The organism is Streptomyces sp. NBC_00988, from assembly GCF_045162645.1.
Classification (GTDB): domain Bacteria; phylum Actinomycetota; class Actinomycetes; order Streptomycetales; family Streptomycetaceae; genus Streptomyces.
Map to the genome: position 1 here is coordinate 8343588 of NZ_CP108730.1, position 13022 is coordinate 8356609.

Sequence of the window (13022 nt, forward strand, 5' to 3'; positions counted from 1 at the left end):
TCCGACAACGAAGCCCTAAGCGGCGTTGGTTGAGTTCCCGTCACAAGACATCCTCATCGTTTTTGGAGTTGTTTCTCATGAAGCGTGCGCGTCTCCTCCCCGCAGTGGCCCTGCTGGCGCTCTCGCCCCTGGCCCTGGCGGCCTGCGGGTCGAGCGACTCGTCGTCGTCCTCCGGCAGCGGCAACTCCGGTTCCACGCAGTCCTGTTCCGCCTCCGGCAGGCCCACCGGCAAGGCCACGGCACGGCCCTCCGGCGCCCCCTCCGGCGCGCCCACGGGCGCCGCGGCCTCGGGCAGGCCGACGGGCATGCCGACCGGCAACGCCTCCGGCATGCCGACCGGTGGTCCCGGTGGGGGCGGCGGCCAGGGCGGCGGCCCCGGTGGCGGGTGCGGCGGCGGCCCGGGCGGCGGCCAGATGAGCGGGGCCCCGCAGCAGGGCTGACCGCGGCTCCCGCACAGCAGGGGCGGCACGCTCGTACACCGGGCGTGCCGCCCCTGTCGTATGCCTGTCCCGCGTGGGGCGCTCAGCCGAGCCAGTGCCTCCGCCCCACGCTGATCAACCGCATCTGCTGCTGGGCGAGTTGGGCCACGCGCTCGCGCTCCTCGGCCGACGCCTCCAGTGCCTCCAGGAAGAGCGAGGCCGTGATGAGCATCTGGTCGACATAGAGGTGGGCCAGCATCAGCAGGTCGTCGTCGCGCCAGCCCCGCGACTCGGGGTCCTTGGCGAGCTCGGCCTTCACCTCCTCGGCGAACCGGGCGAGTTGGTCCCGGATGGCCTCCCGTACCGGCTGCACCCCGCCGTGCCGTTCGCGCGCGATGAAGCGGACGTGGGCCGGATACGTGTCCACGTGGTGGGCGATCAACTCGACGGCCCGCGTGATGCGTTGGCCGCTGTCCGCCGGGGCCACCGTCTGCCGGATCATCGGATGCAGACTGCCCAGCGCCTCCTCGACGAGCGCGACCCCGAGGTCGGCCGTGGAGCGGAAGTGCCGGTAGAAGGCGGTCGGGGCGACGCCCACGGCCCGGGTGACCTCGCGCAGGCCGAGACTGCTCAGGCTCTGCTCCTCCAGCAGCCCCAACGCGGCGTCCAGCAACGCCTGTCGGGTCTTCTGCTTCTGTACCTGCCGGATGCCGAGGGTGTGACTCATGTCATCCAGTTAACAACTGTTCTCCGTAATTGGAAAGTCGCCGGACGCGCTAGACTCAAGTTCAGTGAACAGGTGTTACTACAACCGTTCACCGAAACGTAACGAGAGCCGTCCCGGACGTCCCGGACGTCCCGGTCGGCTCGGAGGGGGATTCATCCCATGCTGTTCCTCGTCGTAGCGCTCCTGCTGTTCGGCGTCGTGGTGGGCACCGTGGCCCACGCGCCGCTCGCCTTCACCGCCGTCGCCGCCACCGTCATCGCCGTATGGCTGGGCATCTTCGCGCTCCGCGAGCGGCACGGCCGCCGCAGCCGTACGACCGCCAACTGACCGTCCGCGGCTGCCAGTCGACCGCCCGACCCACCACCCGCCCGATCATCGGGAGCTGAAACCACATGCAACTCACCGCACCGGCAACCAGCAGCACCACCACAACCGCCAACGCCGCCGTGAAGCCCACCGGCCGTCGTGACGCCGACGGCATGGCCGTCGCGTCCTTCATCCTCGGCCTCGTCGGTCTGCTCGTGCTCAACGTGTTCCTCGGCCCGATCGCCATCGCCCTGGCCGGCGTGGCGCTGTGGCGCGGCACCGCCCGTCGCGGCCGCGCCTTCCTCGGCCTCGGGCTCGGTATCGCCGATCTGCTGGTCCTCGTCGCGTTCATGCAGCTGGACAACACGGTCTCCTGGAGCTTCTAGGAGGCCCGCCGGATCCAGCCAGGCGTGCCCGCCCCTCCGGGGTGCGCAGCGGGGCCCGTAGAATCGGCGTCACCATGGCATACCTCGACCACGCCGCGACCACCCCGATGCTTCCCGAGGCAGTCGAGGCGATGACGGCCCACCTGAGCATCACGGGCAACGCCTCCTCCCTCCACGCTTCCGGCCGCAAGGCCCGCCGTACGGTCGAAGAGGCCCGGGAGACCCTCGCCGAAGCGCTCGGCGCCCGCCCCAGCGAGGTCGTGTTCACCTCCGGCGGCACCGAGGCCGACAACCTCGCGGTGAAGGGCCTGTACTGGTCCCGCCGCGACGCCGACCCGGCCCGCACCCGGGTTCTGGCCAGCCCCGTCGAGCACCACGCCGTCCTGGACGCCGTCCACTGGCTGGGCGAGCACGAGGGCGCGACCGTCGAGTACCTCCCGGTCGACTCCTACGGCCGCGTCCGCCCCGAGGTGCTCCGCGAGGCGATCGCCCGCAACCCCGACGACGTCGCCCTGGCGACCGTGATGTGGGCCAACAACGAGATCGGCACGGTCATGCCGGTGCGTGAACTCGCCGACGTGGCGGGGGAGTTCGGCATCCCGCTGCACGCCGACGCGGTGCAGGCCTTCGGTCAGGTTCCGGTCGACTTCGCCGCCTCCGGGCTCGCCGCGGCAACCGTCTCCGGCCACAAGATCGGCGGCCCGTACGGCATCGGCGCCCTGCTGCTGGGCCGCGAGTACACCCCCGTACCCGTCCTGCACGGCGGCGGCCAGGAACGCCATGTCCGCTCCGGCACTCTCGACGTCCCCGCGATCGCCTCCTTCGCGGTCGCCGGCCGGCTCGCCGCCGAACAGCGCGAGTGGTTCGCCCGCGAGATCGGCGCCCTGCGCGACGAGCTGGTCTCCGCCGTCCGTACGGCGGTCCCGGACGCGATCCTCGGCGGCGACCCGGTGGACCGCCTCCCGGCCAACGCCCACTTCACGTTCCCCGGCTGCGAGGGCGACTCCCTGCTGCTCCTGCTGGACGCCCAGGGCATCGAGTGCTCCACCGGTTCGGCCTGCACGGCGGGCGTCGCCCAGCCCAGCCATGTCCTCCTCGCCACCGGCACCGATCCGGACCTGGCCCGCGGCACCCTGCGCTTCTCCCTCGGCCACACCTCCACGGAGGCCGACGTGGAGGCCGTGGCGAAGGCGATCGGCCCGGCGGTGGAACGTGCGCGCGCCGCCGGGCTGACCTGAGGGCCGTTCGCCTACACCCGGCCTAGCTCTCCGTCACCATGAGGGCGGCCATCATGCCCTCGTCCTCGTGCTGCAGGAGATGGCAGTGGAGCATGTACATATAGGTGTCGTCGGCGTAGTCGGTGAACTCCATGGCGATCTGGATCGAGCCGCCGCCGACCACTTCGTAGGTGTCGTACCAGCCGAGTTGGACCCCCGTCGGGGTGTCACCGTTGATCGCTATGAGCTGATACGGCACGTCGTGCAGATGGAACGAGTGTTCCAGCTGGGTGCTGTTCTTGATCGTCCAGATCTCCTTGGCGCCCAGCGTGGTGCTGATCATCGCCATGCCGGCCATGGTGGTGCCGGCCGAACCGTTGATCAGCATCGTCGTGCCGCTCTGGCCGAGCGTGATGGTGCGGGCGGTGAAGTCGCTGGTGTCGTACCGGTCGATGGTGTTGAGGGTGGAGGGCAGGTCGTCCGGGGTGTCGGTGCCGCTCGCGGTGACGGCCAGGACGTCGTAGGTGCCGCTGCCGCCGCGGACCCAGCCGGTGGTGATGACGGCCTGGAGCGTGGCGTCCGCGGTCAGGTCCATCACGAACTCGGCGCGGGCGCCCGCCACCAGCCGGATGGTCGTCACCTCGGCCGCCTCGGCGAGGTAGCCCTGGTCGCTGGAGATCTGGGTGAGGGTGCCGCCGTCGCTGCGCTGGATGGTGATGATGTCCGACGGCGAGGCGTTGAGCGCCCGGAACCGGGTGCGGGTCTTGGTGGCGGTGAAGCCGAGCGTGGTGGAGTCGACGTTCGTGCCGTTCAGCAGGACCGGGTAGCTGAGACCGCTGCTCAGGTAGCCGGTCAGGTCGTACTTGATGTCGCCGGCGCTGTCGACGGCGAGGCACTGGAAGATCAGCGGAACGTCGTCGACGCCGTAGTCGCTGGGCAGGTCGGCGGAGGTGGTCGAGTCGTCCTCGACGATGATCATGCCGGCCAGCCCGTGCACCGCCTGCTTGGCCGTCGTGCCCAGCGCGTGCGGGTGGTACCAGAGGGTCTTCGCGTCGTCGTCGACCGTGAACGTCGGCGACCAGGTGGTCCCGTCGGAGAACGCGACCTGCGGGCCGCCGTCCATCTTGGCCGGGACGTGGGCGCCGTGGAAGTGGACGGTGGTGTCCGCGCCCAGGCTGTTGGTGATGTTCAGCAGGACCGTGTCGCCGTTGGTCCACTTCATGGTGGGGCCGAGGAACGACTGGTTGTAGCCCATGGTGTCGCTGGTGACCCCGCTCAGCACCTCGGCGGTGCCGGTCTTGGCCTCCAGGGTGAAGGTCGTGGTGGTGCCGCTGGTCGTGCCCTCCAGGAGGTCCGGGATGACCAGGGTGCTGTCCGCCGCGGAGGCCTTGTTCTTCGCCGCGTCGTTCAGCAGGGCGAAGGCTCCGCCCGCCGCCGCGACCGCCGCGATGCCGGTCCCGGCCATCCCGCCGAGGAACTTGCGCCGGTGCAGACCCTTGCCCCGGACCGCGATGTCCTTGCCGTGCTCGCGCTTCTCGGCCGTGGACTTGCGGTGGTTGCCCTTCACGTCTCTGTTCTCTCCGGACGCGGGCTCGCTGGTGTGTGTCATGGGGCCAGAGATTTGACCTAAGGGCTGTGTAAAGACTGGGGGGTTGTTAGTAGCCAGCAGAGCAGTCTATGAAAGGTACGCGTGCGTGATCGCTCCCCAACTCCCCTTGAGTCAAAGTGGAGTTGGCGTGCCCCAGGTCACATCCGGAGCAGGGGACGCATCGGACACCGCCGTGACTGAAACGACTCATAGCCAAGCCGCCATGTGACGCGGGTCACGCTTGTGTCCGGTGTGCCCGCCTTACGAGCGTCATGTACCGGTCCCAGTCCCAGTACCGCCCGGGGTCCGTGTGATCGGTCCCCGGCACCTCCACGTGCCCGATGACGTGCTTCCGGTCCACAGGGATTCCGTAGCGCCCGCATATCTCCGCCGTCAGCCGCGCGGAGTTCGTGTACATCACGTCCGTGAACGACGACTTCCGGTCCACGAAGCCCTCGTGCTCGATGCCGACACTGCGTTCGTTGTACTCGCGGTTCCCCGCGTGGAAGGCCACGTCCAGCTCGCGGATCATCTGCGTGATGTCCCCGCGCTGCCGGACGATGTAGTGCGCGGCGGCCTGGTGCGAGGGGTCCTCGAAGGCCTTCACCGCGCTCGCGTAACTGCCCTGTGTGACATGGATGACCACCCGGTCTATCGCGTAGTCGTCCGGCCGGTCGGCCCGCCGGTAGTTCGCCGAGGACGCCGCCACCCACGTGGCCCCCGGAAAATCGACGGCCCCCGGAGTCCGCGGCTTCTCCACCCCCGGCGCCCGCCACCACAACCGCGCCAACTCGTCCCGAGCCACCACAGCGGTCCCTACGGCGGCCACGGCCCCGCCGATGAGCAGCGCACGCCGCCCGGGCCGCCGGCCGGCGGAACCCGGTGACGTGTCCGCGGCGCCCGTCGGCTTCCCCGCCGGATCGCCCCGATCGCCCTGACTGTCCTGACGACTTTGACGGTTCTCATCGCTCTGTGTCTCCCCCATGTGATCGTCAACGGATACTCGCGGGCCCCGGTTCCCGAGGACCCGTACCCTGGAAGGGTTATGACTGAGACCTCGCAGCGCCCCCGCCCCCTTCGCGTACTCGCCGCCATGTCGGGCGGCGTCGACTCCGCCGTCGCCGCCGCCCGCGCCGCGGAAGCCGGCCACGACGTGACCGGCGTCCACCTCGCGCTCTCCGCGAACCCGCAATCGTTCCGCACGGGCGCGCGTGGCTGTTGCACGATCGAGGACTCACGGGACGCCCGCCGCGCCGCCGACGTCATCGGCATCCCGTTCTACGTCTGGGACCTCGCCGACCGCTTCCGCGAGGACGTCGTCGAGGACTTCGTCGCCGAGTACGAGGCCGGCCGCACCCCGAACCCGTGCCTGCGCTGCAACGAGAAGATCAAGTTCGCCGCCCTCCTCGACAAGGCCCTCGCGCTCGGCTTCGACGCGGTCTGCACCGGCCACTACGCCCAGGTGATCGTGAACGAGGACGGCACCCGCGAACTGCACCGCGCCTCCGACATGGCGAAGGACCAGTCGTACGTCCTCGGTGTCCTGGACGAGCGGCAGCTCGCGCACGCGCTGTTCCCGCTTGGCGACACGGTGACGACGAAGGGCGAGATCCGCGCGGAGGCCGAGCGCCGGGGCCTCGCGGTCGCCAAGAAGCCCGACTCGCACGACATCTGCTTCATCGCCGACGGCGACACCCAGGGCTTCCTCGCGAACCGTCTGGGCAAGGCCGAGGGCGACATCGTCGACGAGTCCGGCTCCGTCATCGGCTCGCACGAGGGCGCGTACGGCTTCACCATCGGCCAGCGCAAGGGCCTGCGCATCGGCACCCCGGCCGCCGACGGCAAGCCGCGCTACGTCCTGGACATCTCCCCGGTCGACAACACGGTGACGGTCGGCCCGGCCGCCTCCCTCGACGTCAGCGGCCTCACCGCCGTCAAGCCCCGCTGGTGCGGCACGGCACCCTCCGGCCCCGGCACCTACACCGCCCAGCTCCGTGCCCACGGCGGCGAGACCGAGGTCACCGCCGAGCTCGTCGACGGCACCCTGGAGGTGTCGTTCAGCGAGCCGGTACGGGGCGTGGCCCCCGGGCAGGCGATCGTGCTGTACGACGACACGCGTGTGGTGGGGTCGGCGACGATCGCGACGACCACGCGCGCGGCGACGGCGATGGCCTGAGACCGGAGACCGAGACCAGGACGCCTGAGAGCAGGGCCCGAGACCGGGGCCAAGTCGTCGGGCGGCCGGGTCAGTTCGAGTCCGCGAAGAACTCGGCGAGCACGGGCGCGAGAACGGCCGGGTCCACCATGTGGGTCTGACCGTCCAGCGTGCGGTACGTCCCGTCCGGCGCCGCGTCCGCCACGGCCCGCGCGGCCTCCCGCATCCACTCGGCGCTCGCGCCGCCCGCGATGGTGAGCACCGGGACGGACAGGGACGCCAGCCGCTCCGCCGGTACCAGTCCGTCCCCCATGGCCGCGTCGTCGTAGGCGAGGGTCGGGGCGATGGCCTCCATGCCGGGCCACATGGGGGAGCGGCGGGCGCCGTCGATCATCTCCGGGGGTGCGCCGGTGAGCGCCATGAAGAGCGCGACGGCGTCGCTGTGGCGGCCCTCGGCGAGGAGTTCCGTGAGGCGCTCGGTGTACTCGGCGCGCTCCTTGGCGCCGGTCGCGTCGAGGGCGAACGGAGGCTCGTACAGGGCGACTTGGGTGACGGGCAGACCGCTTGCCGCCGCGTGCAGGGCGAGGGCGGCGCCGGACGAGTGGCCGTAGAGCGCCGCGCTGCCGCCCACGGCGTCGATCAGCGCCGCGAGGTCCTCCACCTCCCGGGCCACGGCGAAGGGCGCCGTGTCGCCGCTCGCGCCCCGGCCCCGGCGGTCGTAGGGGACGGCCCCGAACCGGTGCGCGAGCTGCGCGGCGAGCGGCAGCAGGCCGTCGCCCGTCGTCATCGCGCCACCGACCAGGACGACGGGCGGACCCGCACCGATGCGTTCGTACGCGATGGCGGTGCCGTCGCGCGAAACAGTCTTCTTGTCCATGTCGGTGAAGACTGCCGAAGGAACGCCGACTAATCGGTCACGACACCTCTACTTCGTAGAAGCAGAGGTGGTCCTTGATCTGGGCTACGTCGGGCTTGGGGTCGGGGTAGGCCCACACCAGGTCGGGGGAGTCCGGCAGGGACCAGTAGGAGGCGTCGCCCTTGAAGGGGCAGTGGGTGTGGGTCTCGGAGGGGGTCAGGAGGTCGAGGCGTACATCCTCCGGAGGGAGGTAGTACCGCACCGGAGAACCGGTCTCCTTCAGGACGAGGGGGCGGTCGCTCTCCGCCAGCACCTGGTCGCCGTGGACGACGCGGACGTGCCGGTCGCCCTGCTCGATCGTGATCGTGTGTCCTTGGGCCATACCGGAAAAGCACTCGCGGACGCCTGGTTCTTCCCGCGTACGGTGACGACATGAAGATCTGTGTCTTTCTCTCCGCCGCCGATCTGGACGAGCGCTACACGCGCCCCGCGCGCGAGTTCGCGGAACTGCTGGGCAAGGGCGGGCACACGCTCGTGTGGGGCGGTTCGGAGTCCGGGCTGATGAAGGTGGTCGCGGACGGCGTACAGGCGGCCGGCGGACGGCTGGTGGGCGTCTCGGTGACCTTCCTGGCGGCGTCGGCACGGGCGGACGCGGACGAGATGGTGATCGCAGGTGACCTCGCCGAGCGCAAGAAGCTGCTCCTGGAGAAGTCCGACGCCGTCGTCATCATGGTGGGCGGTACCGGGACCCTGGACGAGGCCACGGAGATCCTGGAACTGAAGAAGCACGGCCACACCGACAAGCCGGTGGTCCTGCTGAACACCGCGGGCTTCTACGACGGCCTGAAGACCCAGTTCCGGCGCATGGAGGACGAGGGGTTCCTGCCCGTCCCGCTCACCGACCTGGTGTTCTTCGCGGAGGAGCCGGTGGGGGCGCTGGCCTACCTGGAGGCGTCGCTCGGCACGCGGTGATGCGAGCATGGCGGACATGGCTACACATGTGATCACCGGAGCCGGTTCCGGCATCGGCGCGGCCGTCGCCCGCCGGCTGCACGCGCGCGGGGACCAACTCGTGCTCCACGCGCGCGACGCGGGCCGCGCGAAGGAACTGGCGGCGGAGTACCCGGGGGCGAGCACCCTGGTGGGCGACCTGGCGGACCCGGACAAGCTCAGCTGGGCGTTCTCGCACCAGAGCCTGCCCGACCGCGTGGACACGCTCCTGCACATCGCCGGAGTGGTCGACCTCGGCCCGGTGGGCGAGCTGACCCCGAAGACCTGGCGCCACCAGCTCAACGTCAACCTGATCGCCCCCGCCGAACTGACCCGCCACTTCCTGCCCCAACTCCGGCTGTCCGGCGGCCACGTCCTCTTCGTGAACTCCGGCGCGGGACTGCGAGCGAGCGCCGACTGGTCCGCGTACGCCGCCTCCAAGCACGGCCTGAAGGCCCTGGCGGACTCCCTGCGCCACGAAGAGCACGCCAACGGCGTCCGCGTCACCTCGGTCTACCCCGGCCGCACCGCGAGCCCCATGCAGGTCAAGGTCCACCAACAGGAGGGCAAGCAGTACGACCCCTCCCAGTGGATCGACCCCGAGTCGGTCGCGACGACGATCCTGATGGCGATCGACCTGCCGGCAGACGCGGAGGTCAACGACGTGACGGTGCGGCCGGGACGGTGAGCGGGGCGAGGGGTGCGGAGATCCTGGGCTGGCTCGACGAGGTCTGGGGGCGTACGGCAGCCGCGGTCGTCCTCGAAGGCGGCGACAACGGCGGGCCCCTCGCCGAACGCGGGCTCATCGGTGAGGTGTTCGATGCCGAGGACCTCGCGGAGCTGCGCACTCTCACCACGACCGGCACGTTCGCGGACGACATCTGCCGCTGCCTCGGCCGCGTGACCATTGCCCTGCTCGACACCGAGGGCGAGTTCATCGGGAGCGGCAGCGTGCACGGCGGGACGGACGTCTCCTGGGAGCGCGACCGCTTCTACAACAACCTGGAGGTCGCGGACCCGGAACGGCTGGCCGAGTTCCTGGAGAGGCTCAGGACCCGGATGCTTTGAAGCCCAGGCCGGCACGCTGCCACACCCCCGGAGGGTTCCGTAGTCTTCCGGGGTGAGCAACAGCAGCCAGTTCAGCTTCGGTCCCGCCACCGGTGTCGGTTCACTCCCCGGTGGTGACGCCCGTGAGGCCGCGAAGACCGCGACCGGTGCCTTCGAGGACTTCCCGTTCCTGCCCGAACTGCCCGCCCGGGGACCCGGCGCGGACATGATCGGCCGGACCGCGGGGCTGCTCGTCGAGGTGTACGCGCGTGTGGAGCCCAGCGGTTGGCGGATCGGGGACCGGCCGGGGCGGGACACGAAGCGGGCGTGGGCGTGGCTGGGGGAGGACCTCGACGCGTTCGAGGAGTTCACCCAGGGATACGAGGGCCCGCTCAAGGTGCAGGCCGTAGGACCCTGGACCCTCGCCGCCAGTCTGGAGTTGAGGAACGGTGAGTCCGTGCTCTCCGACCTCGGGGCCGGCCGGGACCTCGCGGGCTCGCTCGCCGAGGGCCTGCGCAACCACCTCGCCGACGTCCAACGCCGCGTCCCCGGCGCCCAGATCGTGCTGCAACTGGACGAGCCCTCCCTCATGGCCGTACTGCGCGGACACGTCAGGTCGGCGAGCGGGTACCGCACCCACCGCGCCGTCGACCGTCAACTCGTCGAGGACACGCTCCGCGAGGTCGTCGGGGTGCACGGGAACGGCCCGGTCGTCGTCCACTCCTGCGCACCGGACGTGCCATTCGCCCTGCTGCGCCGGGCGGGCGCGGCGGGGGTCTCCTTCGACTTCTCGCTCCTCACCGAGCGTGACGACGACGTGATCGGCGAAGCGGTCGAGGCCGGCACCCGGCTCTTCGCCGGTGTCGTGCCGGGCACGGACACCGCGTTGTCGGACCCTGCCGGTAGCGTCATGGGTGTCAGGACGCTGTGGCGCAGGCTGGGGCTGCGACCGGGACTTCTCGCGGAGGCGGTCACGATCACCCCGTCGTGCGGACTCGCGGGGGCTTCTCCCGAGTACGCGCGCCATGCCCTCGCCCACTGCGTCCGGGCGGCGAGATCCCTCGCGGACAACCCTGAGTGACGGAAGGACAACACGGTGGCCGGCGACAGGCAAGCGGAGACGACGGTGCCCGCAGAGGCACGGGAGAAGCACGCGCAGCTCGCTGAGCAGATCGAGGAGCACCGCTTCCGGTACTACGTGAACGACGCCCCGGTCGTCAGCGACGCGGACTTCGACAAGCTCCTGCGCTCCCTGGAGGCGCTGGAGGAGGAGTACCCGGAGCTGCGGACGCCGGACTCGCCGACCCAGAAGGTCGCGGGGGCGTACGAGACGGAGTTCACCTCCGTCGTCCACCGCTCCCGCATGCTCTCCCTGGACAACGCGTTCGACGACCTGGAGCTCGCGGCCTGGGCCGAGCGCGTCCACAAGGACGTCGGCAGCGCCGAGCACCACTTCCTGTGCGAGCTGAAGGTCGACGGCCTCGCCGTCAACCTGACGTATGAGCACGGCCGTCTCACGCGCGCGGCGACCCGCGGCGACGGCCGTACGGGCGAGGACATCACGCCCAACGTCCGCACGATCGCGGAGATCCCGGACCGCCTCACCGGCGACCGTGTGCCCGACCTCGTGGAGATCCGCGGCGAGGTCTACTTCCCGATGGAGAAGTTCGAGGAGCTCAACGCCCGCCTGGTCGAGGCAGGCGACAAGCCCTTCGCCAACCCCCGTAACGCGGCGGCCGGTTCACTGCGCCAGAAGGACCCCCGCGTCACCGCCACCCGCCCCCTGCACATGGTCGTGCACGGCATCGGCGCCCTGGAGGGCTTCGACGCCCTCACCCGCCTCTCCGAGGCGTACGGCCTGCTGAAGACCTGGGGCCTGCCCACCTCCCCGTACAACAGGGTCGTCGACGACCTCGACGGCGTACGGGAGTTCATCAGGTACTACGGCGAGAACCGCCACTCCGTGGCGCACGAGATCGACGGCGTCGTCGTCAAGCTCGACGAGATCCCCCTCCAGGGGCGGCTCGGTTCCACCTCCCGCGCCCCGCGCTGGGCGATCGCGTGGAAGTACGCGCCCGAGGAGGTCAACACCAAGCTCGTCAACATCCGTGTGGGCGTGGGCCGTACGGGCCGGGTCACGCCGTACGCCCAGGTCGAGCCGGTGACGGTGGCCGGTTCGGAGGTCGAGTTCGCGACGCTGCACAACCAGGAGGTCGTCAAGGCCAAGGGCGTCCTCATCGGCGACACGGTGGTGCTGCGCAAGGCCGGTGACGTCATCCCGGAGATCCTCGGTCCGGTCGCCGACCTGCGCGACGGCAGCGAGCGGGAGTTCGTGATGCCGGCCGAGTGCCCCGAGTGCGGGACCCCGCTGCGGCCGATGAAGGAGGGCGACATCGACCTCCGCTGCCCGAACGCCCGTGCCTGTCCTGCCCAGTTGAGGGAGCGCCTCTTCTACCTCGCGGGCCGCAAGGCGCTGGACATCGACCACTTCGGCTATGTGTCGGCGGCCGCCCTCACCAAGCCGCTGGAGCCGGCCGACCCGCCGCTGCGTGACGAGGGCGACCTGTTCGGGCTCACCATCGAGCAGTTGCTGCCCATCAAGGCGTACGTCCTCGACCAGGACAGCGGGCTGCCCAAGCGCGACCCGAAGACCGGCGAGGAGAAGATCGCGACGGTCTTCGCCAACCAGCAGGGCGAGCCGAAGAAGAACGCGCTGGCGATGCTGGAGACCATCGCGGCGGCCAAGGACCGCCCGCTCGCCCGCATCCTCACCGGCCTGTCGATCCGTCATGTCGGCCCGGTGGCGGCCGAGGCGCTGGCCCGCGAGTTCCGTTCGATCGAGCGGATCGAGCAGGCCACCGAGGAGGAGCTGGCGAACACCGACGGCGTCGGCGCGATCATCGCCGCCTCGCTCAAGGAGTGGTTCGCCGAGGACTGGCACCAGGAGATCCTCCGCAAGTGGCGGGCCGCCGGGGTCCGGATGGAGGAGGAGGGTTCCGCCGAGGACGAGGGTCCGCGCCCGCTGGAGGGGCTGACCGTGGTCGTCACCGGCACACTTGAGCACTTCACGCGGGACGGGGCGAAGGACGCCCTGCAGAGCCGGGGAGCGAAAGTGACCGGTTCTGTTTCGAAGAAGACGTCTTTCGTTGTCGTAGGTGACAATCCTGGTTCGAAGTACGACAAGGCAATGCAGGTCAAGGTGCCTGTTCTGAACGAGGACGGCTTTGTCGTCCTGTTGGAACAGGGCCCCGAGGCGGCCGCCGAAGTCGCGCTTCCGGTCGAGGAGTAGCGAGGAGCGGCGGTTGAAGGCCACCCGATCGGCGCATACCAG

15 protein-coding genes are annotated in these 13022 nt (G+C 70.5%); 10 read left to right on the forward strand and 5 right to left on the reverse strand.

All coding sequences use genetic code 11. The features are described from left to right. The first annotated feature begins 77 nt into the window (after positions 1-77). Positions 78-440, forward strand: coding sequence for a hypothetical protein (locus OG496_RS38445; protein WP_366490059.1), 363 nt, complete (start codon positions 78-80; stop codon positions 438-440). A gap of 82 nt (positions 441-522) precedes the next feature. Here the strand turns inward: OG496_RS38445 and OG496_RS38450 are convergent, their stop codons facing one another. Beyond that, positions 523-1146 carry a TetR family transcriptional regulator gene (locus OG496_RS38450; protein WP_399387398.1) on the reverse strand — a complete coding sequence of 208 codons (624 nt, stop codon included), beginning with the start codon at positions 1144-1146 and terminating at the stop codon, positions 523-525. A 159-nt stretch (positions 1147-1305) separates the two neighbouring features. Between OG496_RS38450 and OG496_RS38455 the strand changes: the two genes are divergently transcribed. From OG496_RS38455 to OG496_RS38465, 3 genes are all read left to right on the forward strand, one after another. After that, entirely contained in the window at positions 1306-1473 is a 168-nt protein-coding gene (locus OG496_RS38455; RefSeq protein WP_365306810.1) for a hypothetical protein, read from the forward strand. Between the two features lie 65 nt (positions 1474-1538). Further along, complete coding sequence (locus tag OG496_RS38460) at positions 1539-1838, forward strand: DUF4190 domain-containing protein (RefSeq protein WP_405974146.1); 300 nt, start codon at positions 1539-1541, stop codon at positions 1836-1838. A gap of 74 nt (positions 1839-1912) precedes the next feature. Continuing rightward, the gene (locus tag OG496_RS38465) at positions 1913-3076 is read left to right on the forward strand and encodes a cysteine desulfurase family protein (RefSeq protein ID WP_366490063.1); all 1164 of its coding nucleotides are present in this window, start codon (positions 1913-1915) and stop codon (positions 3074-3076) included. 22 nt (positions 3077-3098) lie between these two features. Here the strand turns inward: OG496_RS38465 and OG496_RS38470 are convergent, their stop codons facing one another. Together OG496_RS38470 and OG496_RS38475 are read right to left on the reverse strand one after the other, a co-directional pair. Continuing rightward, the gene (locus tag OG496_RS38470) at positions 3099-4664 is read right to left on the reverse strand and encodes a multicopper oxidase family protein (RefSeq protein WP_405974147.1); all 1566 of its coding nucleotides are present in this window, start codon (positions 4662-4664) and stop codon (positions 3099-3101) included. Between the two features lie 214 nt (positions 4665-4878). Next, a complete protein-coding gene (locus OG496_RS38475; protein ID WP_405974148.1) occupies positions 4879-5628 on the reverse strand; it encodes an N-acetylmuramoyl-L-alanine amidase in 750 nt (249 codons plus the stop codon). A gap of 60 nt (positions 5629-5688) precedes the next feature. On the opposite strand from OG496_RS38475, the gene mnmA reads away from it, so the two are divergent. After that, complete coding sequence (mnmA, locus tag OG496_RS38480) at positions 5689-6819, forward strand: tRNA 2-thiouridine(34) synthase MnmA (protein ID WP_405974149.1); 1131 nt, start codon at positions 5689-5691, stop codon at positions 6817-6819. A 70-nt stretch (positions 6820-6889) separates the two neighbouring features. Here the strand turns inward: mnmA and OG496_RS38485 are convergent, their stop codons facing one another. Both OG496_RS38485 and OG496_RS38490 read right to left on the reverse strand, forming a co-directional pair. Continuing rightward, positions 6890-7675 carry an alpha/beta fold hydrolase gene (locus tag OG496_RS38485; RefSeq protein ID WP_405974150.1) on the reverse strand — a complete coding sequence of 262 codons (786 nt, stop codon included), beginning with the start codon at positions 7673-7675 and terminating at the stop codon, positions 6890-6892. A gap of 37 nt (positions 7676-7712) precedes the next feature. Beyond that, positions 7713-8036, reverse strand: a complete 324-nt coding sequence (locus OG496_RS38490) for a DUF427 domain-containing protein (RefSeq protein WP_327401144.1) — start codon at positions 8034-8036, stop codon at positions 7713-7715. A gap of 50 nt (positions 8037-8086) precedes the next feature. Here OG496_RS38490 and OG496_RS38495 point away from each other — a divergent pair, with 50 nt between their 5' ends. Genes OG496_RS38495 through ligA form a run of 5 tightly spaced genes read left to right on the forward strand, consistent with a single transcriptional unit; the run spans position 8087 to position 12980 of the window. After that, entirely contained in the window at positions 8087-8626 is a 540-nt protein-coding gene (locus tag OG496_RS38495; RefSeq protein ID WP_405974151.1) for a TIGR00730 family Rossman fold protein, read from the forward strand. A 7-nt stretch (positions 8627-8633) separates the two neighbouring features. Then, complete coding sequence (locus tag OG496_RS38500; protein ID WP_405974152.1) at positions 8634-9332, forward strand: SDR family oxidoreductase; 699 nt, start codon at positions 8634-8636, stop codon at positions 9330-9332. Further along, a complete protein-coding gene (locus OG496_RS38505; RefSeq protein ID WP_405974153.1) occupies positions 9329-9712 on the forward strand; it encodes a hypothetical protein in 384 nt (127 codons plus the stop codon). The genes OG496_RS38500 and OG496_RS38505 overlap by 4 nt, the downstream gene beginning before the upstream one ends. 52 nt (positions 9713-9764) lie before the next feature. Continuing rightward, a complete protein-coding gene (locus OG496_RS38510) occupies positions 9765-10772 on the forward strand; it encodes a methionine synthase (protein ID WP_366490071.1) in 1008 nt (335 codons plus the stop codon). A 15-nt stretch (positions 10773-10787) separates the two neighbouring features. Beyond that, positions 10788-12980 carry an NAD-dependent DNA ligase LigA gene (ligA, locus tag OG496_RS38515; RefSeq protein WP_399387414.1) on the forward strand — a complete coding sequence of 731 codons (2193 nt, stop codon included), beginning with the start codon at positions 10788-10790 and terminating at the stop codon, positions 12978-12980. The last annotated feature ends 42 nt before the right edge of the window (positions 12981-13022 follow it).

Coding starts and splice junctions, on each gene's coding strand:
- OG496_RS38445 (WP_366490059.1), top strand. CDS start 78: ATGAAGCGTGCGCGTCTCCTCCCCGCAGTGGCCCTGCTGGCGCTCTCG.
- OG496_RS38450 (WP_399387398.1), bottom strand. CDS start 1,146: ATGAGTCACACCCTCGGCATCCGGCAGGTACAGAAGCAGAAGACCCGA.
- OG496_RS38455 (WP_365306810.1), top strand. CDS start 1,306: ATGCTGTTCCTCGTCGTAGCGCTCCTGCTGTTCGGCGTCGTGGTGGGC.
- OG496_RS38460 (WP_405974146.1), top strand. CDS start 1,539: ATGCAACTCACCGCACCGGCAACCAGCAGCACCACCACAACCGCCAAC.
- OG496_RS38465 (WP_366490063.1), top strand. CDS start 1,913: ATGGCATACCTCGACCACGCCGCGACCACCCCGATGCTTCCCGAGGCA.
- OG496_RS38470 (WP_405974147.1), bottom strand. CDS start 4,664: ATGACACACACCAGCGAGCCCGCGTCCGGAGAGAACAGAGACGTGAAG.
- OG496_RS38475 (WP_405974148.1), bottom strand. CDS start 5,628: ATGGGGGAGACACAGAGCGATGAGAACCGTCAAAGTCGTCAGGACAGT.
- mnmA (WP_405974149.1), top strand. CDS start 5,689: ATGACTGAGACCTCGCAGCGCCCCCGCCCCCTTCGCGTACTCGCCGCC.
- OG496_RS38485 (WP_405974150.1), bottom strand. CDS start 7,675: ATGGACAAGAAGACTGTTTCGCGCGACGGCACCGCCATCGCGTACGAA.
- OG496_RS38490 (WP_327401144.1), bottom strand. CDS start 8,036: ATGGCCCAAGGACACACGATCACGATCGAGCAGGGCGACCGGCACGTC.
- OG496_RS38495 (WP_405974151.1), top strand. CDS start 8,087: ATGAAGATCTGTGTCTTTCTCTCCGCCGCCGATCTGGACGAGCGCTAC.
- OG496_RS38500 (WP_405974152.1), top strand. CDS start 8,634: ATGGCGGACATGGCTACACATGTGATCACCGGAGCCGGTTCCGGCATC.